21 protein-coding genes and 1 tRNA gene are annotated in these 22,918 nt (G+C 48.2%); 17 read left to right on the forward strand and 5 right to left on the reverse strand.

The window, feature by feature from the left end:
- Positions 1–46: 46 nt before the first annotated feature.
- Positions 47–709 carry a Fe2+-dependent dioxygenase gene (locus tag MEALZ_RS04775; RefSeq protein WP_014147474.1) on the reverse strand — a complete coding sequence of 221 codons (663 nt, stop codon included), beginning with the start codon at positions 707–709 and terminating at the stop codon, positions 47–49.
- Between the two features lie 1,792 nt (positions 710–2,501).
- Between MEALZ_RS04775 and MEALZ_RS04785 the strand changes: the two genes are divergently transcribed.
- Positions 2,502–3,533 carry a hypothetical protein gene (locus MEALZ_RS04785; RefSeq protein WP_162472919.1) on the forward strand — a complete coding sequence of 344 codons (1,032 nt, stop codon included), beginning with the start codon at positions 2,502–2,504 and terminating at the stop codon, positions 3,531–3,533.
- Between the two features lie 550 nt (positions 3,534–4,083).
- Complete coding sequence (locus MEALZ_RS04790) at positions 4,084–4,422, forward strand: hypothetical protein (RefSeq protein WP_014147477.1); 339 nt, start codon at positions 4,084–4,086, stop codon at positions 4,420–4,422.
- Positions 4,423–4,654: 232 nt separating this feature from the next.
- Here the strand turns inward: MEALZ_RS04790 and MEALZ_RS04795 are convergent.
- The 4 genes from MEALZ_RS04795 to flgA all read right to left on the reverse strand — a co-directional run bounded on the left by MEALZ_RS04795 (position 4,655) and on the right by flgA (position 6,694).
- Positions 4,655–4,731, reverse strand: a tRNA-Arg gene (locus MEALZ_RS04795).
- Positions 4,732–5,107: 376 nt separating this feature from the next.
- On the reverse strand, positions 5,108–5,608 hold the full coding sequence (locus MEALZ_RS04800) for a flagella synthesis protein FlgN (protein ID WP_014147478.1): 501 nt from the start codon (positions 5,606–5,608) through the stop codon (positions 5,108–5,110).
- Positions 5,605–5,913: a flagellar biosynthesis anti-sigma factor FlgM gene (flgM, locus tag MEALZ_RS04805; protein ID WP_014147479.1), complete on the reverse strand. Its 309-nt coding sequence runs from the start codon at positions 5,911–5,913 to the stop codon at positions 5,605–5,607. Before flgM ends, MEALZ_RS04800 begins: the two co-directional genes overlap by 4 nt.
- A gap of 76 nt (positions 5,914–5,989) precedes the next feature.
- Positions 5,990–6,694, reverse strand: a complete 705-nt coding sequence (flgA, locus tag MEALZ_RS04810; RefSeq protein WP_014147480.1) for a flagellar basal body P-ring formation chaperone FlgA — start codon at positions 6,692–6,694, stop codon at positions 5,990–5,992.
- Between the two features lie 929 nt (positions 6,695–7,623).
- Here flgA and MEALZ_RS04815 point away from each other — a divergent pair.
- The 15 genes from MEALZ_RS04815 to MEALZ_RS04885 all read left to right on the forward strand — a co-directional run bounded on the left by MEALZ_RS04815 (position 7,624) and on the right by MEALZ_RS04885 (position 22,912).
- The gene (locus tag MEALZ_RS04815) at positions 7,624–8,559 is read left to right on the forward strand and encodes a chemotaxis protein CheV (protein ID WP_014147481.1); all 936 of its coding nucleotides are present in this window, start codon (positions 7,624–7,626) and stop codon (positions 8,557–8,559) included.
- A 185-nt stretch (positions 8,560–8,744) separates the two neighbouring features.
- Positions 8,745–9,566, forward strand: coding sequence for a CheR family methyltransferase (locus MEALZ_RS04820; RefSeq protein ID WP_014147482.1), 822 nt, complete (start codon positions 8,745–8,747; stop codon positions 9,564–9,566).
- A 789-nt stretch (positions 9,567–10,355) separates the two neighbouring features.
- A complete protein-coding gene (gene flgB, locus MEALZ_RS04825; RefSeq protein WP_014147483.1) occupies positions 10,356–10,748 on the forward strand; it encodes a flagellar basal body rod protein FlgB in 393 nt (130 codons plus the stop codon).
- Positions 10,749–10,750: 2 nt separating this feature from the next.
- Positions 10,751–11,167 carry a flagellar basal body rod protein FlgC gene (flgC, locus tag MEALZ_RS04830; protein ID WP_014147484.1) on the forward strand — a complete coding sequence of 139 codons (417 nt, stop codon included), beginning with the start codon at positions 10,751–10,753 and terminating at the stop codon, positions 11,165–11,167.
- Positions 11,168–11,179: 12 nt separating this feature from the next.
- Complete coding sequence (locus MEALZ_RS04835; RefSeq protein ID WP_014147485.1) at positions 11,180–11,848, forward strand: flagellar hook assembly protein FlgD; 669 nt, start codon at positions 11,180–11,182, stop codon at positions 11,846–11,848.
- Between the two features lie 24 nt (positions 11,849–11,872).
- Positions 11,873–13,228, forward strand: coding sequence for a flagellar hook protein FlgE (gene flgE / locus MEALZ_RS04840; RefSeq protein ID WP_014147486.1), 1,356 nt, complete (start codon positions 11,873–11,875; stop codon positions 13,226–13,228).
- 20 nt (positions 13,229–13,248) lie between these two features.
- Positions 13,249–13,992 (forward strand): flagellar basal-body rod protein FlgF, encoded by a 744-nt coding sequence (flgF, locus tag MEALZ_RS04845; RefSeq protein ID WP_014147487.1) that lies wholly within the window; start codon positions 13,249–13,251, stop codon positions 13,990–13,992.
- 63 nt (positions 13,993–14,055) lie between these two features.
- Positions 14,056–14,844 carry a flagellar basal-body rod protein FlgG gene (gene flgG / locus MEALZ_RS04850; RefSeq protein WP_014147488.1) on the forward strand — a complete coding sequence of 263 codons (789 nt, stop codon included), beginning with the start codon at positions 14,056–14,058 and terminating at the stop codon, positions 14,842–14,844.
- A gap of 9 nt (positions 14,845–14,853) precedes the next feature.
- Positions 14,854–15,522, forward strand: a complete 669-nt coding sequence (locus MEALZ_RS04855) for a flagellar basal body L-ring protein FlgH (RefSeq protein ID WP_014147489.1) — start codon at positions 14,854–14,856, stop codon at positions 15,520–15,522.
- Positions 15,523–15,553: 31 nt separating this feature from the next.
- Positions 15,554–16,654, forward strand: coding sequence for a flagellar basal body P-ring protein FlgI (locus MEALZ_RS04860; RefSeq protein ID WP_014147490.1), 1,101 nt, complete (start codon positions 15,554–15,556; stop codon positions 16,652–16,654).
- Positions 16,655–16,666: 12 nt separating this feature from the next.
- Entirely contained in the window at positions 16,667–17,671 is a 1,005-nt protein-coding gene (flgJ, locus tag MEALZ_RS04865; protein ID WP_014147491.1) for a flagellar assembly peptidoglycan hydrolase FlgJ, read from the forward strand.
- A gap of 27 nt (positions 17,672–17,698) precedes the next feature.
- Positions 17,699–19,345 (forward strand): flagellar hook-associated protein FlgK, encoded by a 1,647-nt coding sequence (flgK, locus tag MEALZ_RS04870; protein WP_014147492.1) that lies wholly within the window; start codon positions 17,699–17,701, stop codon positions 19,343–19,345.
- 13 nt (positions 19,346–19,358) lie between these two features.
- Entirely contained in the window at positions 19,359–20,267 is a 909-nt protein-coding gene (gene flgL, locus MEALZ_RS04875; protein WP_014147493.1) for a flagellar hook-associated protein FlgL, read from the forward strand.
- Between the two features lie 331 nt (positions 20,268–20,598).
- On the forward strand, positions 20,599–21,927 hold the full coding sequence (locus MEALZ_RS04880) for a PepSY-associated TM helix domain-containing protein (protein ID WP_014147494.1): 1,329 nt from the start codon (positions 20,599–20,601) through the stop codon (positions 21,925–21,927).
- 517 nt (positions 21,928–22,444) lie between these two features.
- Positions 22,445–22,912 (forward strand): MEKHLA domain-containing protein, encoded by a 468-nt coding sequence (locus tag MEALZ_RS04885; protein WP_014147495.1) that lies wholly within the window; start codon positions 22,445–22,447, stop codon positions 22,910–22,912.
- Positions 22,913–22,918 lie beyond the last annotated feature (6 nt).

The following is a 22,918-nucleotide window of genomic DNA, read 5'->3' on the forward strand; positions in this document are numbered from 1 at the left end:
TGACGCGTTCCTTCCTTAAGTTGGCGCTTTAAAGCCTATGGTTGTCCTATTCATCCCACATCCTGCGTAAATTCATACTGGTTTTTAACATTATATCAACCGTGCGGTCATGGCCGACTTTTTCGAGATATTGTTTACGAGCGCTGTCGAGGTCCAGCAGGATCTGGCGTTTGCGGGAATCGCGTATGCGCGACTGTATCCATCCCACAATGACAATACGCTCGCCTCGTGTAACAGGGCTAACGCGATGTAATTCACCGGTCGGATAAAGAATCAGCGAGCCCGCATTTAGCCTTATGCGTTGCTCGCCTAAAGCGGTTTCTAGTACCAAATCACCGCCCTCGTAGGCATCGGGACTGGATAAAAATAAAGTAAACGAAATATCGGCTCGATTGCCTCCGGGCATAATGGCGGAGTCGGTATGAGTCCCATATTCCATACCGGGCTGATAGCGGCTTAGCATGACATTGACGATGGCGCGGGGCATGGTCACAGCATTGAATAACGGATTAGCCATAATGACTTTGGACAACAAAGGCATCAAATCTGGGACTTTATCCACCATTACTTGCTGATTATTTTTAACTGCTTTAGCCATGCCGGCGGCAGTGACTTTACCATCATCAAATTCAACTTGCTTAAGATTGTTGCATATTGATGCCACTTGCTCGGTGGTAAGTATATCTTTAATTACAAATACTGAATCCATGAGAATTTCAACTTTTTGGTTATTTAAACAGGAAAGGAGGCCCTAATCCCTTTTGATCGAAAAACCGTCTAAGAATAAAAGGAATGGGATGTGTCTATCGAGGATCTCCGCAAACCCATCCATGGGGGCTTGACGGCAGCGATCCCTATGACCGACAAGCTCGCTAGCTACACCTCATACCTTTATATAATTGTTGAGTATAAAGGGAGTAGCCCAATTAGGCGGCTCAAACGAGAGCTGATCATGGCTAATTATCGCAACAAAGTTAGTTGTTGAGAACCCCAGCAGTAATTCCCCAGCAATTCCCAATTTGGGGATCAAAAAGGGTGTGGGGTGTGCTTGGCGAGGATGTTGGCAGCAGGGAGCTGCCGCCAAGCCCCCATGGATGGGTTTACGGCGTTCCTAGATAGGCATACACAACATACTAAACTCTGTGAGAATCTTCAAACTGGGAGTAGATAGCTTTTCGATCAATAAGGAGTTGGTTATACTTTTCGCAATTCAAATTTCGGCAGTGCCTGAGGAGGCGTCAGGGTGTGCGGCCCCTCACCTAACGCTAGGTGAGGGACCAGCATGGAACTGGCATAGAGCCTACATGGACGTATTCACCCAGCACCTAAATTCCATAGCCCATTGGCTATGGTTAACTATCTTGGATAATTTAGGTGCTGGGTTCACGGCGTCCTTTGACGGACACCCTGGTGCCGAATCAGGGCAAACGCATTAAAATAATCAATATATCAATATGTTATCCTGTTACTTAGAACGCTTAGTCAATTCGGCTTAACTTATGGTACCCCTCCCTGGGCCCCGTTAGGCCGCGCCGAGCACTGGCGATTTTGCCGGGGAGCGGTAGGGATGCCGCTCGTTTTCGGAGGGCAAGGGATCACTGCCATTAAGTTAAGCCGTTCGTGGTGAGCCTGTCGAACCATGGACGGCTTAACTTATCGACCCAGGATTTTTCCATTCACCCTTCGACAGGCTCAGGGCGAACGGAAAAATCCTTAACTTAATGGCAGTGAGGGCTAGGGATAGCCCTTCCGAAAACCCTCGGCAAAATCGTCAGCGCGCAGGATGCAGCGGCCTCCGGGTGTCTTTACTTTTGGATACTTTTCTTTGGACAAGCAAAGAAAAGTATCGCGGTTGTCGGTCCGCGAACCGACTACACATAAGCGTCGCGATAGCGACACAAAGCCTTATTTAGGTTTCAAACTAAATCTTATGGTTAACCAGGAAAAAAGGAATATTTTAACTATTTGATTTTCTATAGTGTTTTAATGCGTTTGCCCTGGGTGCCGAATTTTGATCTGCGATGGGTATAAGTCCTATCTGTTATAATTTGAATCCTAATTGGAGCATACTCCCTTTATACTCAAAAAATGGGTTAACTTTATGAAGGTATGGGGTGTGGCTAGCCAGGATGTCGGCAGCAGGGCAGATTTTTGCTCCATGCAAAACCCGCATTCACGCCATCCCTGGCGTTCGATCGCTGCCGTCAAATCCCCATGGATGGGGTCGCGGCGGTCCTCGATAGACACACAGCATACCTTTTATTCTTAGACGGTTTTTCAATCAAAAGGGAGTAAAATCGATGAATACAGACTCAAACGTAGAGGCTAATCAGGGCCGGGGAGGTCCGTCCAGCCATTGTTCGGTGCTGAGGCTAGATGAAGAGTTCCTGGCGAGTTGCTTGCCTAGCGTTAGTCTGACTAGTCGGGTCACGAGTGGTCAGGTAACTCCTATTCGGTTCCGGCTTTTGGGTCAGGGATGCAGTCGGATTTTGCAATTGGATATGGCTGTTGATCTTTTACCCGATGATGCTATAAGTCCGCTTGGATTGCATCTTACCCTCGTTAGCAATTCCTGGGCTACTATAGGGGATTGGCCGCCAAGTCTGCCGTTGGCCGAATCTGACGGTTTGTTCGATGAGAGGGCGGTTGAATGTTCTACGATGGTCTTTTCAGGGTCTATGGCTCCCGATGACGCCGCGTCCGGTGCAACCGGTCAGGAGGCTGTAACCTATACGCTTCACAAGATCGATCATGTCATGCTTTCATCAGATATGCCATGGTTGCGTCTTCTGCATTCTGCCGGTAAAAGTCAGTCGCCTGCTTGCGCTAAGTTAACATCGTTGCCTTCGGGCGAAGCCTCCTTGCCCTTGGCTGATGCTTTGCGGCAAACCCTCCTCGATTGGTTGTACAGTCAACAGCTTACATATCGCGAAGGATTGGTTAACTGGATCGCAACCGGCCCCATCGGCCATTTTGGGTCTGTTGAAACCCGTGTTCTGGAACGAACCGGTCAGGCTGATCTTCAGGTTGATGTGACTTGTTTAGCTCAAGTACGCCAAGCCAACAATCCCGATATCCCTGAAACCTGTTTGACGCTTTATGGCGAACGTCTTGGAACTTGGTTGTTACACCGCAATCAACCCAAAGTAACCAAAGTTGTTAACAAGGAGAGTCAGCAACTGTTGGTTAATGAACATCAAGAGGTTTTGATAGCCGATCGGCTGGAAGATCTTATTCAACAGACCGGCTTAGGTCCGTTGGAGAAACGTCTATTTAAGCAAGCCAAGTTGTTGCCGCCGGAACGCTTGTGGCACACTCCGTCGCTTGAAACCAACCAAACACCAGAACATACTTGCGTTAAGCGTCAACCTGAAGAAGCGACATTGAACCTTAGCGGTTTAGACGCCCGAAGTCGTAGTAGCCTGACTCAGTTGTTTAAATGGGCTCAACAAGGACAGCTGACATACCTTAATTTAGATTTACTTTATAAGGTTGCCCGGCAATTGAGTAAAGCTAACCGGTCGTCGTTTTAACAGAAACTCTCAGTTTCAACATGTTCTCGGAGTTTAGAAAAAGTGCCTGTCGAGGACCGACGTGAAACCAGCAACTACCCCCATCTTATACTCAAAAAATGGTTAACTTTATGAAGGTATGGGGTGTGGCTAGCGAGGATGTCGGCAGCAGGGCAGGTTTTTGTTCCTCGGCAATTGCTCCTGCATTGCCCTAATGCACGCCATCCTTGGCGTTCGAGCACTGCCGTCAAGCCCCCATGGCAGGGTTTACCCCGCACCTAAATTCCATGGTCCATTGGTTTTGTTAACTATCTGGGATAATTTAGGTGCTGGGTGAACGGCGATCCTCGATAGACGCATTCCATGCCTTTTATTCTTAGACGGTTTTTCAATCAAAAGGGAGTAAGAATAAAAAGTAATGCTGGTTATTCACCTAGTGTTAGGTGAGAGACCGTGTCCTCGGTGCCTTTAGGCTCTGCCGAAATTTGAAGTGCGCAAGGTGTACGTTTCGCTAGATAAAGCGAGGAGTGTATAGTCGGACACGTTAAGATTAACCATGAGGAATGGGATTATGGCTTTGGCGGAACAAGATGTTGAACAAATCGAAGCGATCGTCCAGCGAGTATTGACGGAACGGATGGAAAGCAAGAGCGGAATGGTGCGTTATGATTTGGAATTGCGGGAGCGCTTTGTTCGCGTCGAAGAAGAGTTGAAGCATCAGCGGGAATTGATGCTGGAAGGTTTCAAGCAAATGGAGAAACGTTTTGAGCAAGTGGATAAGCGTTTTGAGCTACAACATCAGGAAATCATGGCGTTGCACCAAGAAATCAAAGTGTTGATGCGCTGGGGCTTTGTTGGGCTTGGGTGGGTTGATTGTGGGAGTGTTCAGGTTGGTGGCTTAGTCTGCTAGGCTAGACAGTCGCTATAACCATCGCAAAGCAATATTTTGCGCCGAGGTGTTTGTTAAAAGACGTCGTGAATCTCTGTTTAAATTATCCAGAGCAGTTGAGCAAAGCTAATGGGCTAAGGGATTTATGTGCAGGGTGGGGCTGTCATTCTCTTTAGCTACGCCCCGTTGCTTCATAAAGGTAGTCGTTTTTGAGTATAAAGGGAGTAGGGCGCATTCAGGTTTTTGATTTAATTGGCGCCCCGAGCAAGATTCGAACTTGCGGCCTTCCCCTTAGGAGGGGGACGCTCTATCCAGCTGAGCTACCGGGGCTTCGATACCGAATTTTATCATAACTTTCTAATTATACCCATCGTATATCAAAATTCGGCGCCGGGGTGTCCGTCAAAGGACGCCGTGAATACGTCCCTGTAGGCTCTGTGCCAGCTCCATGCTGGCAAAGCCTTTGTCGAACACCCCGGCGCCTCCTCGGGCATTGCCGAAATTTGAAGTGTGAAAGGTATAAGTTTCGTTGATTTCTAATGATTTCCCGTTCGACTCTACGGGGAGTAAATCCGCTTCGGATCGGTTAGAAAATTGGGACTATCGTCGTTTTTGATATTCCCGATTTCTTGGGGGGGCGTGTTGTACTAAAGAGTTGATGTAACGTATCCGGCATGGCACGGTTCGGTTGAATCGAAACACCGGATTATACTGAAAATAAGGTGCCGGAAAATAAGTCCGACTTGGTGTTGCCGTCAGGTCCGTAGGTATTGGTCGTTTGCGGCTTTCCTTTAAGGATGTTCAGCGATTGTCGAGTATGACGTAGTAATATTTCAACAGATGCTCCGTTTTGTTCGTTGAGTAATTGGCATTTTTCGGTCGTTTTAATGAGCGTTGTCCAGTTTTCGGCTGTTTTGGACGTATCGAATCCTGCCTGTATGGCGCGCTCTAAATAATCGCTTAGGCCTGCTGGGGTGTTGGGTAATTTTTCCGTTTCGAGTATTTGCGCAAGCTGTTTGGCAAACAGGTTGAGTTCTTGAGCGAGGGGTTGTTTTTGGCGGGTTATTTCATCGAGCGTTTCGGTAAGCGCAGACTGCTTTAGCGTAGTCGACTCCTGTTGCAGTGCTTGATAAAGTTGTTCCGTTAATGATAAGCCATTCGCAATGAGTTTTTCAGCGATGGGAAATGTTTGGCTAATAAGGCTCATGGACTGTCCTCGGTGCTCAATAATTCGAATTGACTAATTTTTTGCGCGATACGTTCCGGGTCGATGGCATAGGTTCCTTCAGCCAGTGCTTGTTTTATTGATGCAACGCGTTCGTTATCGACTACCGGAAGACTTGCTGCTGTGTCTAATGCTCTTTTTATTTGACCGGAATTGGCGGTAATTTCAATGCGGTCGTTGTTTGGTTTCGCTTGAACTTTTGCGGCGCCGGTTTCAATGCCGGGCTTTGCCGGGCTTTTGGTTGTTGTTGCGCTCGGTATACGGCTTGCAATGGGGTCGATAGCCATGACAAATTCCTCAAATAATTGGTTTCAGTATTATTATCGGCAATGTTACCAATTTATTTAGCGTCATGACTTTAAATTATTGAATAATGGAAACTAAGCCGGGCTTGATCACTGTGGCGGTAATCGTGCGACCGGATGAAACGTTTTTTACGCGAATCGATTGACCTTTTGTGCCATCCATCATGGCTTTACCTTGCATGCGTACATTATAGCCGGGCGACGAGGCGCTAATGGTTATTCTTTCTCCGCGTTTTATCAAGACCGCATCTGTAATATTGTTAAAAGTAATGACGGATCCTGCCGGCAGATTGCGTAACGATTGTTTGTTTTCGACGGACTCGATTCGACTGAAATAGCCGCCTCTAAGACGGGCTTGGTCGCGTTTTTCGATGGCGAGCATTTGACGTGTCAAAATCTGACCGCGGCTGACCGGCCGAGTCAGGATTAATACGTCTTGCATGATTTTTAATGAGCCGGTGGTGTAAATCGACCAGGGTTTCGGTCCCTCGCTACAGCGTACGCCGACCGAGAATCGTCCGGCTTGAAGCCGTTCGTTATGTGCGGTGAAGGCGGTTAATTGGTCGGCGCATTTTGGTAATTTCAAACGCTTATCCAGCGGCGAAATCTGAATGTCGTAGTCGGCGGATTCCCCGAGTTGACCGGTAATAAAATGGGTCACAGTTTGATAGATCGATGCATGCGTTTGATAACGCGGTGCGGCGAAACCGCTATGGCTCGCCGCGAGCAGTGCGATTAGAACAACGAGTAGTTTGATGATCATGGTGTTCTGTCGGTTTTATGGCGTTGTTATGGAGCAAGCAGGAATAGTGCCAATTATTTATCAAAGAAGTTTGATCGAAATTGATTATAATTCTAAAAAGAGCAGTTGAGAGCCTCAAACTACCGTTCGCCCTGAGCCCCTTCGGCTACGCTCAGGAGAGCCCTGTCGAAGGGTGAACGGTAGTTTGAGGCTTCACCAGGCCGGTGAAAGTGTTGTAGACCCTTCATACTTCGACTTTACTCAGCGCGAACGGTCTACAACACATGCCAACTGCTCTTTTTAGGATAATTCTTCTCTATGGTCAGGAGGCGGTGATTGTTGAATGAGGTTATACTTCTCGCTTAGGAACGAGCATGAAATAACTTAGACAACTGTCGGAAGGGGGTTTGGTGGCTCGATTGACAGGTGTCGGCGGTAGGGATAGCCGCCGTCAAGCCTACATGGATGTATTCACGGCATCCTGTCAAGCGAGTCACCAAACCGCCACAAAGCCTACTACTTGTATAAGTTATTTTGTGCATATTCCTTATCTTTATTTAGGCATGTGTTGTGGGGTTGTGGGGCATTGACGATTGGTGATTATTCGCATCCCCCCTATCGTTTCCACGAAGAGCGCTCATCGTTATACATAAATTGTAGGGTACGCTGCGCGTACCAAAGCGGTGCCCTGGCGGTTCGGTTGGCATATGAATATCGCGGGTTTACCATGGTACGTACAGCGTACCCTACGCGGATCGCCTAGCGCGAGGGAACAATAATTGCCGGGGGACTGAATAGTTACAACGATTATGTCTGTTTTTCGCCGCTCAACTGGCATTTTTAATGTTTTTGCAGCGTGAAGTCTAATTATGCGTGCAATTTGGTCTTGGTTTGCGTTTCAATACAAACTGTTTTGGATTAGAAATTAATTATTATCGGAGTTGATGTCAATGGCTGGAATTTTAGATGGGGTCGATCAGCGTACTCAGCTGGCAGGGCATAATCGCTTTGAGTTATTGCTGTTTAAGCTTGGCGGGCGCCAGCGATTTGGCATCAATGTGTTTAAAGTTCAAGAGGTGATTCAATGCCCGTCTCTGACGCAAATTCCGAAATCGCATTCGGTGATTTGCGGCGTCGCGCATTTGCGAGGAAAGACGATTCCTGTTTTGGACTTGTCAATGGCGATCGGTTTGAGGCCGATTGACCGCGACGAGAAGTCTTATGTCATTGTCACTGAGTACAACAGAACCATACAAGGCTTTTTAGTGGGGTCGGTGGATAGAATCATTAATATCGGTTGGGGTTCGGTGAAAGCACCGCCTTCGGGTTTAGGCCGGGAAGGTTATTTAACGGCGGTTACCGAGGTCGAGGGCGACTTGATAGAGGTAATTGATGTTGAAAAGGTTATGAAGGAGGTCATTGGTTTACGCGAACAAGCCAGTGATGAGGCGATCGATAAAGATGTGTCGGGTGCCGGCGATCGAGTATTGATCGTTGACGATTCAATGGTTGCCAGAAATCAAATCAAAAAAGTTTGCGATCAGCTCAATCTTCAATACGATGTGTTGAAAGACGGCTTGGAAGCTTGGGAGCATTTGTCGGAGTTGGTTCAGAATGATGTTGATTTGGAGGACTATTATGCGATGATTATTTCCGACGTGGAAATGCCGCGCATGGACGGTTATACGTTGGCTACTAAGATCAAAAAAGACCCTAAATTGAAGCATATCTACTTGGTATTGCATACTTCGCTGAGCGGAGTGTTTAATTCGTCGATGGTGCAGAAGGTTGGTGCCGACGAATTTTTGGCGAAATTCGAGCCGGACGAACTGGTCAAAACCATTCAAAAACGTTTGCAGGTTTTTCATGTCTCAAAAGATCAGTAACTAAGTGGTCGGGTCGATTAGCGCATTTTAATCGTTATGCTTGATTCGCCAAATTTGGGTGTAAGCGTTCAAATTCCACCTAGAAAAGCGTCTGCCGGCGACTGGGGAAATAAGGATGTTAAGGATTTTTGATTTTATAAGGCCCTTTTCTAATGAGGGATGAGTGCTTATTCGGAAAGTAACCCATGGAAATGACGCAACAGGAATTTAAATATTTTCAGCAGTTTCTCGTGCAAGCATGTGGCATTGTTTTGTCCGATAGTAAGCAATATTTAGTGAGAAATCGTTTGTTCGGACTGCTGCCGCGATTCGGATTGAGTTCGTTTGCCGATCTGATTGTCGTACTGCAAAGCGAGTCTCATGCATCTTCAAAAATCAAGGTAGCAGTCATTGAGGCGATGACGACCAACGAAACGTTTTGGTTTCGTGATGAAAGTCATTTTGCCGAATTGGCTGGAGCCGTTTTGCCGTCCCTAGCGGTCAAACGGAGCACGATTAAAATTTGGTCGGCGGCTTGTTCTTCTGGGCAGGAGCCTTATTCAATCAGCATGTGCGTCGATGATATGATCAAAAACCAAGGCAAATCATTGTCGGTGAGTATTGTAGGAACCGATATTTCGGAAACCGTGCTTAGGCAAGCTAGACAGGGTGTGTATTCCGCGGCGGCGTTGTCTAGGGGAATCGATGTTATGCGGCAAAAGCGTTTTTTTGTACCGATTGATGAGGGGTTTCGCGTTAAGCCTGAAATTAGCGCCCGAGTAAGATTTCAGCAATTTAATCTGCTTAAGCCTTTTTCGGTATTAGGGCGCTTCGATGTGATTTTTTGCAGGAATGTATTAATTTATTTTTCCGATGCCATGAAGCAAGATATTTTAACGCGCATGTCGCAAGCTATCGAACCGGGCGGATTTCTTTTTTTGAGCAGCAGCGAAGTGTTGCCTGCCTCGGTATCCGGATTTGAAACGGTGCGCGGCGAACGCGGCCGGTATTATCGAAAAATCGGCTGATGCGCCGGTGAAAAATTGGCAGTCGCATATTTTATTACTTACTTGCGTTTAGTTTTGGCTATGTTCGCGTTAGCAGTTGAAGCGGTTCTCTTTCCTACTAAATAAACCATTTAGGAAATAGTCAGTGATTGCTTTCTAATACACTGAGCGTGGAAGAGGGTACGATTACTCGCCTGACAGGACGCCGTAAATACGTCCATGTAGGCTTGACGGCGGCTTTCCCTGCCGCCGACACCTGTCAATCGAGCAACCGTACCCTCCTTTCAACAATCCACTCAATATTGAAAAAAGCAAGTTATTTATAGCTATATCCTTTGGTTTCTGCTGACTTTGAGTTCAAATGGGTGTCAACTATTAACGCGAACATAGCCTTAGTTTTCTGCTTTGTCAGGTTTAAGGTTAATGGCAAGGCTCGTCTAATTGAAAAATAGCTTGACAATACATTCAAGGGGTTGGCAACCTTTCACCTTTCACCTTTCACCTTTCACCTTTCACCTTTCACCTTTCACCTTTCACCTTTCACCTTTCACCTTTCACCTTTCACCTTTCACCTTTCACCTTTCACCTTTCACCTTTCACCTTTCACCTTTCACCTTTCACCTTTCACCTTTCACCTTTCACCTTTCACCTTTCACCTATAAGACCGGCGGTTAGATATTGCCGCTCGGATTTGCCGGCGGCGTGAAAAAATTGACGTCCTTATTTGTAAGTCAAAGATAAGTCAGTAGAAATAGCCTATGGCATACGATGTGCTTATTTCATAAGCAACAAGTGTGAGAGGCTACTATCATGACAATTAATTTCGATAAAGCATTAGGCGTTCATCCCCAAGCATTGGCATTGCGCGAAAAACGGGGGGAGGTACTTGCCTCCAATTTAGCCAATGCCGATACTCCAGGCTATAAGGCGCGAGACCTTAATTTTCAATCGGTTTTAAAAACCGCGATACCGGATGCGTTGCCGATGGAGCGTACACAGACCGGACATATCTCGGCAAACAATACGCTCTTGGGCGCTTCCATGATGTATCGCATTCCGAATCAGGCTTCGTTGGACGGCAATACTGTAGAAGGTCATGTCGAGCAGGCCAAGTATGCCGAGAATGCTGTGCAATACCAAGCCAGTTTGCGTTTTCTAAACGGTAAATTTTCGGGTTTAACGTCGGCCATTAAAGGAGAGTAATCATGAGTTCATTCAGTATTTTCGATATTTCCGGTAGCGGCATGAATGCCCAATCGCTGAGATTGAATCTAGTCGCTAGTAATATTTCCAACGCCAATAGCGTTAGCAGCAGCATCGATCAAACCTATAAGTCGCGGCAACCGGTATTTGCGGCGGAATTGAAAAATATCATGGATAAGCAAAATGCCGCGAGCAAGGTCAATGTGTTGGGCGTGGTCGAAAGTCAGGCGCCAACGGTCATGGAGTATGCGCCGAATCATCCGATGGCCGATCAATCCGGCTATATCTATAAGCCCAATGTCAATATCGTCGAAGAGATGGCCAATATGATGTCGGCTTCACGCTCTTATCAAAATAATGTCGAAGTGCTTAATACCGCGAAGGAACTGGTATTGCAGACTTTACGAATAGGCCAATAAAAGGAGAAGCCAATGTCCATCAACTTTGACGCATTAAAAAATCTGGGTGTTAGAACGGTTGAAGATACTCCTGTAAAAAAGCAATCGTTAGAGCAGGAACAATTCTTGAAATTGATGACCACCCAATTGACTCATCAGGATCCCACCAAACCGATGGAAAACGGCGATTTTTTGGGGCAAATGGCGCAGTTCAGCACCGTCAGCGGGATTCAAGATTTGCAAAAATCGTTCGCCGAATTTGCCGGTTCGATCAGTTCGAATCAAGCACTACAGGCAGCCAGCTTAGTCGGTCGGTCGGTGCTGATACCCGGTTCGGAAGGCGTATTTTCACTCAATGACAACATGAAAGGGGAGGTCGCATTGACCGGACCTACCGATAATCTCATCGTCGAATTTCAAAATCGTAACGGTGTCACGGTCAAGCAGCTCAATCTGGGGCGGCAATCGGCCGGTAATGTCGAGTTTGAATGGGATGGTCAATTGGATGACGGGACTTTTGCCAATCCCGGTGTCTATCGAATCAAAGCCAGCGCGAGTATCGATAATAAAAACACTGCGCTAGAAACCTATGTCAACGCAGGCGTCAACAGCGTCACATTGGGTAATGGCAGTAACGGCATTCAATTAAGTTTAAACGGTCTTGACTCGGTGAGATTCAACGATGTCAGACGGATTTTTTAGCGTTATTTCATCAGGAGAGCGATCATGAGTTTTGCGACAGGATTAAGCGGCTTGAGAGCCGCGTCGAGCGATTTACAAACTACCGGTAATAACATTGCCAATGCCAATACGACGGGTTTTAAAAAATCGCGAGCCGAGTTTGCGGATGTGTATGCAACGAGCTTGGGTGGCGTGGCGAAGACTCAGCCTGGGTCTGGCGTCAAAGTGACCGAGGTTGCTCAGCAATTTACTCAAGGTAATATTGATTTTACTGAAAATAGCCTGGATATTGCGATTAGCGGCAATGGCTTTTTTACATTGGCAAATAATGTAAATGATCCGCAGCCGACTAATTTTACTAGAAATGGAGCCTTTCAGCTAAATAAAGAGGGTTTTGTTGTCGATGATCGAGGGCGTTATTTGATGGCATTCAAGCCCAATGGCGAAACCATTGAAGAAGGCTTTAGCCAAGGCGTGTTTCAAGCTTTGCAGGTTGATACCAGTCAAGGTTTACCGCGTGCTACGGAATCCGTCGATATGAAAATCAATCTCAATGCCGGAGATTTAGCGCCAACTGCGGCGTTCGACCCAAGCAATCCGGATTCATTCAATAATGTTACTTCGGCGACAATTTACGATTCGCAAGGTAATCCTCATACATTAAGCACCTATTATCGAAAAACTGGTGCTAATCAGTGGGATAGCTATGTTTATCTAAATGATAGAGGGGTGACTCTTGGTGCCAATCCAGTCTATGACGCAAACGATGCCATTATTACGCCAGCAGGCGATGCGACCTATGAGCCGGCTGGAACGACTCCGGCTCCAGTGCCCGTTACTTTTAGCGCATCCGGATTGTTATTGAATGTGAATGGTCAGGATCCTTTATCCACCGGCTCCTTTCCGAGTAATATTTTCTTGAATGGCATTGATTTAGCGCCGGAGTTTGTTGTTGAAGATTTGAGTTTTGAGCTTGATTTTGCTGGAGGTACTCAATTCAATTCGGCATTCAGTGTTAATGATTTAGTTCAGGACGGTTTACCGTCCGGAAATTTGACTGGCATTGAAATTAGTAGCGAAGGAGTCATGTTCGCTCGATTTAGTAACGGCGCTTCGAAGCCAATCGGTCAGGTTGCTTTGGCTAGATTTCCGAATGATCAAGGGTTGGCGAAATTGGGGGATACGAGTTGGGGCGAGAGTGCGGATTCCGGGCAGCCGATATTCGGCTCGGCGGGATCCAATAACTTTGGAGTCATGCAGTCCGCGGCGTTGGAAAGTTCGAATGTCGATTTATCCGAGCAACTGGTGCGGCTGATTATCGCCCAGCAGGCTTATCAAGCCAATGCCCAGACCATTAGTACTCAAAATACGATAACGCAAACTATTTTGAATATTCGTTAATCAATTAGCAGGAGCCCGTCATGGACCGCAGCCTTTATATCGCAATGAGCGGCGCCAAGCAAACCTTGCTGGCGCAATCGGCTAACGCCAATAATTTGGCGAATTCGCAGACCACCGGATTTAAATCCGATTTCGAGCAGTTTCGCAGCATGCCGGTATTCGGCCCCGGTTTTCCGACGCGTGTTTATGCGATGTCTGAGAGGCCGGGTATCGACTTGACTGCCGGTCCGATGCAAATTACCGGTCGGGATCTGGATGTCGCGATCAACGGCGAAGGATGGCTTGCGGTTCAAGGCCAGGACGGCAAGGAGGCCTATACGCGGGCCGGCGATTTGCGCTTGACACCGGAAGGCTTGCTACAAACCGGCACTGGTTTGCCCGTGTTCGGTAATGACGGCCCGATTGCAGTGCCTCCCGCTTCCAAGGTGTCGATCATGCCGGACGGTACGATTAACATCATTCCGCTAGGTGAAACGAACGCGGCGAATCAGGTTATCGTTGAACGCATCAAGATGGTTAATCCACCGCTCGACGATCTTGAAAAACAGAACGACGGTTTGCTTTATTTAAAGAATGGTGGCGTCGCGCAAGCCAGTGCCGATGTGAGGTTAGCACAAGGTGCCTTGGAAGGAAGCAATGTCAGTACGATCGGTGCGATGGTTGCGATGATCGAACTGGCCAGGAATTTTGAATTGCAAACCAAGGTGATGAAGCAAGTCGATGACAATTCGGGCGTTAGCGCCAAGTTGATGCAAATGGCATAAGCCGTGCATATATCAGTTAAAAGAGCCGGTAAAGACGGTAATTCGTCATCATAGGAGGTTATCATGACAGAAAGAGCATTATGGGTGGCTAAATCGGGTCTCGATGCCCAGCAAACACGGATGGCGGTAATCGCCAACAACTTGGCCAACGTTAATACGATCGGTTTCAAGAAGTCCAGAGCGATTTTCGAAGACTTGATCTATCAAAATATTCGCCAAGCCGGGTCGCAAACCAATCAAGGTAACGAGCTACCAACCGGTTTGCAACTAGGCGCCGGGGTTAGAACCGTTGCCACCGAGAAATTGCATACTCAGGGAAATATGATACAAACTGAAAATTCCTTGGATGTTGCAATCAGCGGGAGAGGTTTTTTTCAGATTTTGATGCCCAACGGTGACATTACTTATACTCGAGACGGTTCGTTCAAATTGGATTCTTTGGGCCAAATTGTCACGGCCGGCGGTTTGTTACTGGAGCCGGCGATTACCGTGCCGAACGATGCGATCAGTTTGTCGATTACACGGGACGGTACTGTTTCCGTTGTGCAGCCGGGAAGCCCGGCGGCGGTTCAATTAGGTCAAATTCAAACGGCTGATTTTATCAATTATGCGGGTCTTGAACCGGTGGGCGAGAATTTGTATCGTGAAACTGTTGCGAGCGGCCCTCCGGTGCTGGGTATCCCTGGCGAAAACGAATTCGGTGCGGTATTCCAAGGGTCTTTGGAAACCTCGAATGTCAATGTCGTCGAAGAACTAGTCAACATGATCGAGACGCAACGCGCTTACGAAATGAATTCCAAGGCGATTTCGACGACCGATCAAATGTTGTCCTACGTGACGCAACAACTTTAGGTGACCGTCATGGCGCATTTTAAATGGATAATATTCATATCCTTGTTTGCGGTAGCTTGTACGCCTTTACCGACTCGCGACCCGGCGTTCGCGCCGGTCGAACCTGCCGATTTGCGGGCGCCGGCCCAAAATAGCGGTTCGATTTATCAAGCCAATTACGATATGCGCCTATTCGAGGATCATACCGCCAAGCGGGTCGGCGATGTGTTGACGATTCGCTTGGTCGAAAGAACGCAAGCTAGGAAATTGTCGGATATGGAAGCTAGAAAAAATACTTCTTTGTCGGTAAAGGCGCCGATGATCTTCGGCATGGAAGCGGCTCAATTACTAGGGCATGATGTCGAAACCGAAGTGGCGACAAATCATCAATTTACCGGCGAAGGCGAGGCCAATCAAAGTAACAGCCTAACCGGCGATTTATCGGTAACTGTCGTCGAGGTATTGCCGAACGGTAATTTGAGAGTACGCGGCGAAAAACGTGTCGCGCTCAATCAGGGCAGCGAGTATGTCCGCTTGTCCGGCATTGTTCGACCGGTCGATATCGATGTCGCGAATAGCGTGCTTTCTAGTCGAGTGGCGGATGCGACAATCATGTATACCGGAGATGGCGCCGTTGCCGACGCCAGCAAAATGGGTTGGTTGGCGCGTTTTTTAATGAGTCCGTGGTTTCCGTTTTAATTCAGTAGTTTACCGGTTGTGAGGACTGGCAATGAAACAAATAAAGACTGTAATAGTCACTGCGTTGCTCTGGTTTGGCTTAATGACGACGGTCCATGCCGAGCGGATTAAAGATTTGGCCTCGGTAGCCGGCGTTAGAGCCAACCAGTTGGTTGGCTACGGCTTGGTTGTCGGTCTCGATAAGTCCGGAGACAGAACCTTATTCACCGGTCAGGCACTTCGCAGTATGTTGGCACGATTGGGTATGACTCTGCCGCCGAATATCGATCCCAGGGCGCGTAATGTCGCCGCGGTTTCGATTCACGCCGAATTACCGCCTTTTTCGAAACCGGGGCAAACCATTGATGTGACAGTATCATCGATCGGCGATGCGAAAAGTTTGCGTGGCGGTTCGTTACTGATGAGCCCGCTGAAAGGCGCGGACGGTCAGGTTTATGCTGTCGCTCAGGGCAATCTAGTCGTGGGCGGTTTGAGCGCCGGCGGTCTAGACGGATCTAAAATTACCATCAACAACCCGGCTGTCGGTCGGATTCCCAATGGGGCAACGGTCGAGAGGGAGGTGGCGACGCCATTTGCAGACGGTCAGTATCTGGTGTTCAATTTGCATAATGCCGATTTTACCAATGCCAATCGCATGGCCGCGGAAATTAATCGAACTTTCGGGAAAAATACTGCGACAGCGATTGACGCGACTTCCGTCAAAGTCAGCGCACCGTCCGATACGTCTCAGCGGGTCATGTTTACCTCGATGGTCGAAAATTTGACGCTAGCGGCAGACGATGCGCCGGCTCGCGTTATTATCAATTCCAGAACCGGCACGGTCGTGATCAACGGAAAAGTGACGGTACAACCGGCCGCCGTGACGCACGGTAGCTTGACCGTAACGGTTAGTGAAAGCCCGCAAGTGGTTCAACCGGAGCCTTTCGGGGGAGGCGAAACGGCGGTGGTGCCGCAAACCGATATTATCGTCGAAGAAGAAAATAATCGAATGTTTGTGTTTAATCCCGGCGTATCGCTCGATGAAATCGTCGCCGCAGTCAATAATATCGGTGCGGCGCCGAGCGATTTGGTCGCCATATTAGAAGCGCTCAAGTCTGCAGGTTCCTTACGTGCGGAATTAATTGTCATTTAGCGGAGGTAAGCCGTGTTGAATCCAGGCAATGCCGATGTCTATACCGATTTTTCAGGTTTGTCCCGGTTACGAAATCAGGCTAAACAAGAAACGCCCGGGGCAATCAACGAGGTCGCCAAGCAATTCGAATCGTTATTTTTGAACATGGTGTTGAAAAGTATGCGCGAGGCTAAATTGGCCGACAGCATGCTCGATAACGACCAGAGCAAATTTTACCGCGAAATGTACGATCAACAATTGGCCGTACATTTATCAGGCAAACCGGGCGTCGGTCTAGCCGATTTAATCGTTAAGCAATTAGGCGGCGAAAAAACCGGCGAAACCGAACGAATGACGCTTGACGATTATTTGAACAATCCGTTACAGCGATTTCCACCCGCAAATAACGCTAAGAAAGATGCGTCGAATTTCAATCCGATTTCGTCCGAAGTCAAATCAAGGCTAATAAAAAACAGCGATCGGCCGATACAATCAATAGAGTCGAAATCCATCGGCAGCGAAGAGATAAAATCGCAGGAGCCCATTCGAACAGCAAGGCAATTTGTGAAACGCTTGCATGGTTACGCCGAGAAAGCGGCTGCAGAGTTGGGGGTCGAACCGAAGGTGTTGTTGGCCCAAGCGGCTCTGGAAACCGGTTGGGGACGGTCGGTGATCAAACATAAGGACGGCAGCAGCAGTTTCAATTTGTTTAATATTAAAGCGGGATCTTCATGGACGGGCAAGCGGACGAATGTTGCCACATTGGAATACGAAAAAGGTATTCCTCAAAAACAAATGGCCGGGTTTAGATCTTATGATTCTTATCAGGAAAGTTTCGACGACTATGTCCGGTTAGTGAAAAATAGCTCCCGTTACAGTCAAGCATTGAAACATGCAAACAATCCGGGACGCTACATGCAGGAGTTGCAAAAAGCCGGTTATGCGACCGACCCGCATTATGCGGATAAGGTGATGAGAATTTATCACAGCGACGATGTGGCGAGTTATCAACCGAATGTCGTTGTGGCGATGCAATAGTCGAGAATAATTTAGCAGGGCAATAAGATGAGTGGAATATTAGGCACGGCAATTTCAGGGCTTATGGCTTTTCAACGCTCGCTAGACACGACTAGTCACAATATTGCCAATGTCAATACCGAAGGCTACAGTCGGCAGCGTGTCGAATTGGCAGCAAAGCCCGCGCAATTTATTGGCTCCGGCTATGTGGGCGCAGGCGTACAGGTTACCGATATTACCCGGAGTTATGATCAGTTCATTAGCGGGCAATTACGCTCCAGTGCTTCAGGATTCGGCGAGGCGGATAAATTACAATCGATGGCTAGGCAAGTCGATTTTATTGTTGCGAACGATGAAACAGGTCTTGCGTTTTCATTAAGCGGGTTTTTTAAATCCGTGAACGATGTTGCAGGCGATCCGACATCGATTCCGGCCCGGCAAGTCATGCTTGGGGAAGCGGATTCTCTAGCGAACCACTTCAATATGATGGCGGGGCAATTGGATTCGTTGCGTAATCAAGTCAATGTCGATATGCAATCGATGGTCAATGAGATTAACTTGTTGGCCTCGGGTATTGCCGATTTAAACAAACGCATCGCTTCCGATATAGGTCAGGGTTCCGGAAGTAAAATGCCGAACGATTTGCTCGATGGCCGAGATCTAATGTTGCAAAAATTGGCAAAATTAACCAATGTTTCGGTGCTCGATCAGCAAGACGGTTCGGTTAGCGTATTCATCGGGCAGGGGCAATCGCTTGTATTGGGAATGAATGCATCGACCGTAAGTTTGAAGCCTTCCAATAGCGAGCCTGAGCGCCAGCAAGTACTCATTGGCGATCAAAATGTCTCGAAGTTCATTACCGGCGGACAATTGGCCGGAGTGATGCGTTTTCGCGATGAAGTACTCAATCCCGCTCAACAGCAATTAGGCTTGGTTGCGGCTGGATTGAGCGTACGATTCAATGATCTGCATAAAGAAGGCTCCGATTTGAATGGCGATGACGGGCTGGATCTATTTTCGATGGGCAACCCGGAAATTGCTGTGATAGGAGATGATACTTTTCCCGGAGGCGGTGCCGTCAGCGCGGTTTTCGATCCCGCAACGATTAATCAATTGCAAGCCAGCGATTATCGTCTCGACTATATCGGCGGGAGCTATAGTTTGACGCGCTTGAGCGATAACGTGAATATTCCGATTTCGGGTACTTTTCCCGAGACGGTCGGCGGTATCGACATTGATGTGACGACAGCCCCAACCGGCGATGCCAGCTTTTTGATCCGGCCGACGTATAATGCGGCTAAAAATATCAAAACTGAAATAAAAGATCCCGCTTTGATCGCGGCGGCCGAGCAAGTGCCTCCAGGTGGAACGGCGTTGCCGGGCGACAATCGCAATGCATTGAAATTGGCGGATTTGGAGTCGGGGGCGTTCATGACCGGCGGCCGGTCGTTGACTCAGACTTACGGTCAACTGGTATCGCAAATCGGTGTTGCGGCGCATTCGGCTAACGTGAGCCGGTCGGCTCAGGAAATATTATTCAACAGAGCCAGTCAAGCGAGAGAAAACCTTGCCGGTGTCAATCTCGATGAAGAAGCGGCTAATCTCATCAAGTATCAAAATTCTTATCAAGCTGCGGCGCAAGCCGTTAATGTTGCGCGCACGGTATTCGACACGATGCTGAACGCGTTCAGGTAGCAGAGGATTAGTCATGCGAGTTTCAACAGCGTTTTCCCATCAGTTAAGTCTTAACTCAATGCTTAAACAGAGCGAGCAGCTCAATCAGACTCAGTTAAAGCTGTCGTCGGGCAAGAAGATTCTGACGCCATCGGAAGACCCCGTTGCGGCGGTCAGAATTTTGGATTTTAAACAACGTATCGAACAAACCGAGCAATATCAACGTAATATCGATACGGCACGGCAAAGGCTTTCGCTGGAAGAAGTGACGCTGCAAACCGTTACCGATGTGGTTTTTTCGATTCGAGACCTCGTCTTGCAAGGCTTGAATGCTATCAACAGTCCGGAAGAACGGCTTGCTATAGCGGACGAATTGGATAGATTGAACGAACAGTTAACAGGCCTGGCGAATACCAAAAATTCCAATGGCGAATATTTATTCGCAGGATTGGCCTCGCTTGAGGCACCGTTTAAGGATATCGATGCCGCGACTGATCCGCCTTTTTATGAATATGTCGGCGACAATAATCGGCGTTTGGTGAAGATCGGCGATGCAAGGCAAATTAGCGACGGCGATGACGGTGCGAGCGTGTTCGGCCCCTCTACGCCTGGCGGAGTCGATAATATGCTCGATATCGTGCGAAAGCTTTCGGATGAGTTTAAAGATAATAATCCGCAATCGGCGACTCTGGGTGAACTGGATGTTGCAATGGATAGAGTTGCATCGATTCGCTCTTCGGTCGGTACTCGGTTAAACGCGCTAGATCGTCAAGAAATATACAATGAAGATATTTTATTGAACATGAAAACGGTATTGTCGGAAACGGAAGACCTCGATTATGCCGAAGCCATCAGCCGGTTCAATTTACAGACAATATCGTTACAAGCGGCTCAACAAACGTTTACCACAGTACAGCGACTCTCTCTATTCAATTACTTATAGCTTACAGACGAAGTCCAAACTCAGTTATTCTAAAAAGAGCCCTTGAGAGCCTCAAACTACCGTTCGCCCTGAGCCCTTCGGCTGCGCTCAGGAGAGCCCCGTCGACGGGTGAATGGTAGTTTGAGGCTCCACCAAGACGGTGAAAGTGTTGTAGACCCTCCATGCTTCGACTTAGCTCAGCACGAACGGTCTACAACACATGTCAACTGCTCTTTGTTAGGGTTATACATATCGCTTTAATGCGTTTGCCCTGTATCTTGAGCCTCCAAAAGAGACAGTGATCTGCGCGTATGGGATAATCCGCTTGTTTATTTAGCATAGTAAGGATTTCATGCGGCGATTTATTCAACGTATGCCAGGGCGAAATACCTGGTTGATTCTGCACCTTTACTTGGCGCTGGGCTTAGGTTTTTTATTTGTACTGATCGGCCTGACCGGCAGTCTTAGCGTTTATCGCGAGGAATTGGATGGTTTGTTGAATCCAAGTCTCAAGGTAGACAACCAATCCGGCAATTATTTGCCGCTCGATCGCATCATGGCTTCGGTCAAGGCGGTCCATCCGGCAAGGCATGGTCCATGGACATTGGAAATGCCGCAAACGCCGAGCGGCATGGTAACCGCTTGGTATGAAAAACCGCATGAGACGACCGGCGAGCTCTACGCGCCGTTGATGGTCTCGGTCAATCCTTATACCGGGGAGGTCGTTGCCAGTCGGTTTTGGGGGAGTACGCTAACGACTTGGCTGCTTGATCTACACACGCAACTTCGGCTGGATCGAAGCGGTTGGCGAATGGTCGGTTATCTCGGCTTGTTGTTCGGCGTTTCGATTCTAACCGGAATCTATTTATGGTGGCCGGGCAAAGGGCGATTTTTGCAAGCCTTCAAGATTCGTTATCATTCCGGTATCGTTCGTTTGGCATTCGATCTGCACCGGATGATTGGCTTGGTCGGAGCGTTATTGTTGCCGGCGTTGATCGTCACCGGACTCCATTTGAGTTTTCCTTCCGTATTGGAAAGTTTGACCGGTGCGGATAATTTGGGACACGGCGATCAAGGTCCGCCGATACGAAGCACCGCCGTTCCGAATGACAGGCCGGTTACGATGGAAGAGGCTGTGTTATTGGCCCGCGGTCCGTTTCCGAAAGCTAAACTCAGACGCATCACGACCCCGGCAGGTGCGTCCGGCATCTATCGTGTCGATTTGCGCCAAAACGAGGAAATCAATCGAAAGCATCCTTACACGACGGTATGGGTGGACCGCTGGAGCGGCCATATCAAAGCGGCGCGCGATCCCTATAGTTTTACGTCCGGTCAAGCGTTGACTATTGCTATCTGGCCGATTCATACCGGCGAAGCGTTGGGTCCTTGGGGCAGGTTTTTATGGTTTATAGTCGGGTGGCTTCCGCTGATACTTTATGCCAGCGGGTTGATGGTGTGGTTGCGAAGGAAGGGCTGGCTTAAAGACAGGCCGGTGAACGTGCCGAATTTTCGCCCTTTGCGGTCTTATGCGCTAACAATAGGGCAACGCATCGGCTTAGAGGGGAGGCGTTGGGCCGGTTTATTGGAACGTTATATCGAGCGAAACGAACCTCATTTTAGAGTAAAGGCACAAAAGTTATGGCGGCGCTGCCTTGAGTTTGCATCCGGGTTATCGAAATAAATAATCTTAGCCCGGAATAAAAGAATCATTCTATACCCTTTGCTGGTCAAATTTCGGCGCCGGGGTGTCCGTCAAAGGACGCCGTGAATACGTCCATGTAGGCTCTGTGACAGCATCCCTGCTGTCAAAGCCTTTGCCGAAAACCCCGGCACCTCCATGCGTCAATGCCGAAATTTAAAGTGCGATGGGTATAATGTTCATGAAGGCCCGGCAAATGAAATTGTGCGGCGTGGGGAGGGTGCGGTCACTCGCTCGACAGGACGCCGTGAATACGTCCATGTAGGCTCGACGGCGGCTGTCCCTGCCGCCGACGCCTGTCGATCGAGCAACCGCACCCTCTCCGGAACCGGCATTGCCAGAACGGAGTTTTGCATATCGAAAAATTAGATAATGAATCCAAATTTACGATCTTTCACAGTAAAATCGGTAGTTTAGCCATGTAGCCCGGATTGCGCTACGCTCCATCCGGGCTACGCGGCTTCATATTCTTCATGGTGAAATGCTTTTTCTAAGATCAATGGAAAAACCTTCGTTTAATAATCACTTTTTAGCAGAACATGCCGCCTTATTGGGCGACAGTTATAATCGCTTGCTCGGTAAACCGCTGATTAACGGCATTTGCGGGAGTCGGGAATTTGCCGAAGCTTTGTTTCATGCGCCATTCGCCGTGGTTTCGCACGACACCGCCGACGACCCCGTGTTTAATTATGCGAATGCTCAGGCATTGACCTTATTCGAAATGAATTGGGATGAATTTACTCGGACGCCGTCCAGGCTATCCGCGGAACCGGTCAATCGGCAAGAACGAAGTCGTTTGTTGAAGAAGGTTACTGAACAGGGCTATATCGATCATTATCAAGGCGTGCGTATTTCGAGTACCGGAACCCGTTTCATGATCGAAAATGCCGTGGTTTGGAATCTGATCGATCGACACGGAAACTATAAAGGCCAGGCCGCCTGCTTCGGTGATTGGCGCTTTTTATAAAGTATA

Source organism: Methylotuvimicrobium alcaliphilum 20Z (assembly GCF_000968535.2).
GTDB lineage: Bacteria > Pseudomonadota > Gammaproteobacteria > Methylococcales > Methylomonadaceae > Methylotuvimicrobium > Methylotuvimicrobium alcaliphilum.

Excerpts from the sequence above, each read along its gene's own strand:
- MEALZ_RS04775 (WP_014147474.1), bottom strand. The coding sequence starts at position 709 with ATGGATTCAGTATTTGTAATTAAAGATATACTTACCACCGAGCAAGTG.
- MEALZ_RS04785 (WP_162472919.1), top strand. The coding sequence starts at position 2,502 with ATGGCTGTTGATCTTTTACCCGATGATGCTATAAGTCCGCTTGGATTG.
- MEALZ_RS04790 (WP_014147477.1), top strand. The coding sequence starts at position 4,084 with ATGGCTTTGGCGGAACAAGATGTTGAACAAATCGAAGCGATCGTCCAG.
- MEALZ_RS04800 (WP_014147478.1), bottom strand. The coding sequence starts at position 5,608 with ATGAGCCTTATTAGCCAAACATTTCCCATCGCTGAAAAACTCATTGCG.
- flgM (WP_014147479.1), bottom strand. The coding sequence starts at position 5,913 with ATGGCTATCGACCCCATTGCAAGCCGTATACCGAGCGCAACAACAACC.
- flgA (WP_014147480.1), bottom strand. The coding sequence starts at position 6,694 with ATGATCATCAAACTACTCGTTGTTCTAATCGCACTGCTCGCGGCGAGC.
- MEALZ_RS04815 (WP_014147481.1), top strand. The coding sequence starts at position 7,624 with ATGGCTGGAATTTTAGATGGGGTCGATCAGCGTACTCAGCTGGCAGGG.
- MEALZ_RS04820 (WP_014147482.1), top strand. The coding sequence starts at position 8,745 with ATGGAAATGACGCAACAGGAATTTAAATATTTTCAGCAGTTTCTCGTG.
- flgB (WP_014147483.1), top strand. The coding sequence starts at position 10,356 with ATGACAATTAATTTCGATAAAGCATTAGGCGTTCATCCCCAAGCATTG.
- flgC (WP_014147484.1), top strand. The coding sequence starts at position 10,751 with ATGAGTTCATTCAGTATTTTCGATATTTCCGGTAGCGGCATGAATGCC.
- MEALZ_RS04835 (WP_014147485.1), top strand. The coding sequence starts at position 11,180 with ATGTCCATCAACTTTGACGCATTAAAAAATCTGGGTGTTAGAACGGTT.
- flgE (WP_014147486.1), top strand. The coding sequence starts at position 11,873 with ATGAGTTTTGCGACAGGATTAAGCGGCTTGAGAGCCGCGTCGAGCGAT.
- flgF (WP_014147487.1), top strand. The coding sequence starts at position 13,249 with ATGGACCGCAGCCTTTATATCGCAATGAGCGGCGCCAAGCAAACCTTG.
- flgG (WP_014147488.1), top strand. The coding sequence starts at position 14,056 with ATGACAGAAAGAGCATTATGGGTGGCTAAATCGGGTCTCGATGCCCAG.
- MEALZ_RS04855 (WP_014147489.1), top strand. The coding sequence starts at position 14,854 with ATGGCGCATTTTAAATGGATAATATTCATATCCTTGTTTGCGGTAGCT.
- MEALZ_RS04860 (WP_014147490.1), top strand. The coding sequence starts at position 15,554 with ATGAAACAAATAAAGACTGTAATAGTCACTGCGTTGCTCTGGTTTGGC.
- flgK (WP_014147492.1), top strand. The coding sequence starts at position 17,699 with ATGAGTGGAATATTAGGCACGGCAATTTCAGGGCTTATGGCTTTTCAA.
- flgL (WP_014147493.1), top strand. The coding sequence starts at position 19,359 with ATGCGAGTTTCAACAGCGTTTTCCCATCAGTTAAGTCTTAACTCAATG.
- MEALZ_RS04880 (WP_014147494.1), top strand. The coding sequence starts at position 20,599 with ATGCGGCGATTTATTCAACGTATGCCAGGGCGAAATACCTGGTTGATT.
- MEALZ_RS04885 (WP_014147495.1), top strand. The coding sequence starts at position 22,445 with ATGGAAAAACCTTCGTTTAATAATCACTTTTTAGCAGAACATGCCGCC.